At 72.4% G+C, this 3,702-nt stretch carries 4 protein-coding genes; 2 read left to right on the top strand and 2 right to left on the bottom strand.

What is annotated here, in order from left to right; genetic code table 11:
• On the top strand, nucleotides 1-740 hold a 740-nt coding region (cobA, locus tag G6022_RS15335), incomplete at its 5' end, for a uroporphyrinogen-III C-methyltransferase (protein ID WP_182691925.1).
• Between the two features lie 91 nt (nucleotides 741-831).
• Here the strand turns inward: cobA and G6022_RS15330 are convergent.
• The gene (locus tag G6022_RS15330) at nucleotides 832-1,581 is read right to left on the bottom strand and encodes a peroxide stress protein YaaA (protein WP_182610225.1); all 750 of its coding nucleotides are present in this window, start codon (nucleotides 1,579-1,581) and stop codon (nucleotides 832-834) included.
• 58 nt (nucleotides 1,582-1,639) lie between these two features.
• On the opposite strand from G6022_RS15330, the gene G6022_RS15325 reads away from it, so the two are divergent.
• Nucleotides 1,640-3,391, top strand: a complete 1,752-nt coding sequence (locus tag G6022_RS15325; RefSeq protein WP_182617661.1) for a proline--tRNA ligase — start codon at nucleotides 1,640-1,642, stop codon at nucleotides 3,389-3,391.
• 4 nt (nucleotides 3,392-3,395) lie between these two features.
• Here G6022_RS15325 and G6022_RS15320 read toward each other — a convergent pair.
• A partial coding sequence (locus tag G6022_RS15320) for a DUF4439 domain-containing protein (protein ID WP_182639533.1) occupies nucleotides 3,396-3,702 on the bottom strand: 307 nt, incomplete at its 5' end.

Raw genomic sequence — 3,702 nt, 5'->3', positions numbered from 1 at the left:
TGCGGGGGACGGTCGCGCTGGTCGGCGGGGGGCCGGGCGCCGACGACCTCATGACCGTGAGGGGCAGGCGTCTCCTCGCGCGCGCCGACGTCGTGGTGGCCGACCGGCTCGCCCCGCAGCGGCCGCTGGGGGAGCTGCGTTCGGACGTCGAGATCGTCGACGCGGCCAAGATCCCGTACGGGCGCTCGATGGCCCAGGACGCCATCAACCGGGTCCTCGTGGACCGCGCGAGGGAGGGCAAGTTCGTCGTCCGGCTCAAGGGCGGCGACCCGTTCCTCTACGGGCGGGGATACGAGGAGGCCCACGCCTGCGCCGAGGCCGGGATCCCCTGCACCGTCGTCCCCGGGGTGTCCAGCGCGCTCAGCGTTCCCGCGCTCGCGGGGATCCCCGTGAGCAACCGCGGCATGACCCACGAGGTCACCATCGTCTCGGGTCACCTCCCGCCGGGGCACCCGGGCTCCCTGGTCGACTGGGAGGCCCTGGCCCGGATGCGGGGGACGCTGGTTGTGCTGATGGGCGTCAAGAACTCCCCGGCCATCGCCGACTCGCTCATGGCCGGTGGCCGATCGCCGGATACCCCCGCCGCGATCATCGTGGACGGCAGCCTCGACGGTCAGGTCACCCACCGGTGCACGGTCGGCACCATGGCCACCACGCTCACCGACCGCGGGGTCCGGCCGCCGGCGATAGTGGTTGTCGGCGAGGTCGCCGGACTCCCGCAGGTGCTGACCCGGGCCTGAATCCCGCCCTCGGGGGCCCGGGTCCTCTACTCGGGGCCCCGGGTCCTGTCCTCGGGGGCCCGGGTCCTGACCACAGGGGCCCGCGTCCCCCTCAGGGTCCGGTCACCATCGTCAGGGTGGAGGGCGAGTTGTGTTCGAGGGTGTGCCCCGCCCGGCGGGCCACCCGCAGGAGCGCCTGTACGTCCGCCATCTCCGCCCGTGAGGTCGCCAGCGTCCTGGCGAGCAGCCCCTTGTGGTGCTTGGAGAAGTGGGACACCACCTTGCGGGTGCCGTCCGGGTACTCCGTGACGACGTCGACGGTGACGGCCCCCGGGACCGGCCCCAACTGGTGGTAGCCGCCCGAGCGGAGGTCGACCACGAGGTCGTCGGCCCAGCCCGAGGTGGCGTCGGTGAGCGAGGGCTTCCACACCGCGCGGAGCGTTCCGAGTCCGGGCAGTCGCGTCCCCGCGGAGAGTCGGTAGTGGGGGATGGGGTCGTCGGCGGCGATCAGTCCGAAGAGCGCCGACCCGATCCACAGCCGCGATTCGGCGCGCGCCCGGGTGGCCCGGGTGAAGGAGGCCTGGTCCAACGCGTCGTAGAGCACTCCGGTGTACCGGCTCAGTGCCGGGGCGGTGGGGGAGGTCCACAGGCGTGCGTCGTGCGTCACCTCGTCGGCGAGCGCGTCGCTCAGGCCCAGCGCGCGTCGCGCACCCTCCGGGTCGTCGACACACATCGAGACCAGCGCCCCGGCCACCGTCTCCCGGGTGTCGGAGAGCGCGGGAAGGGACAGCGCGGCCAGATCGAGGGGGCCACCCGACCCGCCGACGGACTTGGTCTCGGAGGGCGAGAGGAGGATGCGCACCCGGCTGAGGCTACCGTCGCTCCGGTGGCGGGTCCCCGGGCGGCTACGCTTGACCACCGTGATCACGCGTCTGTCCCACCTCTTCCTGCGTACGCTCCGCGACGACCCGGCCGATGCCGAGGTCCTGAGCCACAAACTGCTGGTCCGTGCCGGCTACGTCCGGCGCGTCGCGCCCGGCGTGTACTCGTGGCTGCCGCTCGGCCTGCGCACCCTCCGGCGGATCGAGCAGGTGGTGCGAGAGGAGATGAACGCCTCCGGCGCCCAGGAGATCAGCCTGCCCGCGCTCCTGCCCCGCGAGCCCTACGAGACGACGGGCCGGTGGACCGAGTACGGATCTGCGTTGTTCCGTCTCAAGGACCGCAAGGGCAACGACATGCTCCTCGGCCCCACCCACGAGGAGCTGTTCACACTCACGGTGCAGGGCGAGTACTCCTCGTACAAGGACCTGCCCGTCACCCTGTACCAGATCCAGTCCAAGTACCGGGACGAGGAGCGGCCCCGTGCCGGGATCCTCCGGGGCCGCGAGTTCACCATGAAGGACTCCTACTCCTTCGACCTCGACGACGCCGGTCTCGCACGCTCGTACCAGGTGCACCGGGAGACCTACCAGCGCATCTTCGACCGCCTGGGCATCGAGTACGTGATCTGCGCCGCCACCTCGGGAGCGATGGGCGGATCTGCGTCCGAGGAGTTCCTCGCGATCTCCGCGGCGGGGGAGGACACCTTCGTCCGGTCGACGGACGGGGAGTACGCGGCCAACGTCGAGGCCGTGGTGACCCCGGTACCGCCCGCCCGTCCGCTCGAGGGACTCCCCGAGCCCGTGGTCCACGACACCCCCGGGACGCCGACGATCGAGACCCTGGTCGAGTGGGCCAACGGAGCGGGCCTCGGGCGACGGGTCACGGCGGCGGACACTCTCAAGAACGTGTTGTTCAAGGTCCGTGAGCCCGGGAAGGACTGGGAGCTGCTGGGCGTGGGGCTGCCCGGGGACCGCGAGGTCGACATGAAGCGCGTCGAGGCGGCGCTCGAGCCCGCCGAGGTGGCCGTGCTGGGCGAGGACGACTTCACGGCCAACCCGTTCCTCGTCAAGGGGTACATCGGTCCCGGGGCCCTGCTCGCGGGCGGGGTCCGGTACCTGGTGGACCCGAGGGTGGTCGACGGGACCGCCTGGATCACCGGGGCCGACGAGCCGGGCAGACACGTCGTGGGCCTGGTCTGTGGCCGCGACTTCACCCCCGACGGCACGATCGAGGCCGCCGAGGTCAGGGAGGGCGACGAGGCCCCCGACGGCCACGGCACACTCACCCTCGCGCGAGGGATCGAGATCGGTCACATCTTCCAGCTCGGCCGGAAGTACACCGACGCCTTCGGATTCGACGTCCTCGGCGAGAACGGCAAGCCCGCCCGGGTGACGATGGGGTCCTACGGCATCGGGGTGTCCCGGCTCGTCGCGGTGCTGGCCGAGCAGTACGCCGACGAGAAGGGCCTGGTGTGGCCGGCGGCCGCGGCTCCGGCCGACGTCCACGTGGTGATAGCCAACAAGGACGAGGCGGCGACCAGCGGAGCCGCGACGCTCGTCGAGGCTCTCGACCGGGCCCGCCTCGAGGTGCTCTTCGACGATCGCAAGGCCTCGCCGGGGGTGAAGTTCAAGGACGCCGAGTTAATCGGCGTCCCGTGGGTCGTCGTCGTGGGTCGGGGATGGTCGGAGGGGACGGTGGAGCTGCGCGAGCGCGCCACCGGGGAGATCACCCAGGTGCCGGTGGACGGAGCCGCGGACGAGATCCTCCGGCTCATCGGGGCCGGGCGCTAGTCCGTCAGGACGGGGGAGGGAACCCGGGCAGCGCCTCGAACGGCGCACCCGGCACCAGCGTCCGCCAGCGCTCCAGTTGGATCGAGGCGGCCGTGAGGGCGTCGAGGCAGAACCTCCGGATCTCCGTCGACCGCGCCGCCGCGATCTCCGTCCGCCACGCCACGCAGCAGTCCGACTCCAGCCGGATGGCCAGGAGCACGGGCGAGGTCGGGGTGTCGGGGGCCGTCAGATAGCCGACAGGCGCGGGAGGGGAGCCGGGCCACAGGGCCTCCGCGGCGTCCCTGCGGGCGCGGTGGGCGGCGAGCTCCCGC

The sequence above is a fragment of the Dietzia sp. Cai40 genome, from assembly GCF_014145165.1.
Taxonomy (GTDB): domain Bacteria; phylum Actinomycetota; class Actinomycetes; order Mycobacteriales; family Mycobacteriaceae; genus Dietzia; species Dietzia natronolimnaea.
This window is presented reverse-complemented; position numbering and strand designations above follow the sequence as displayed.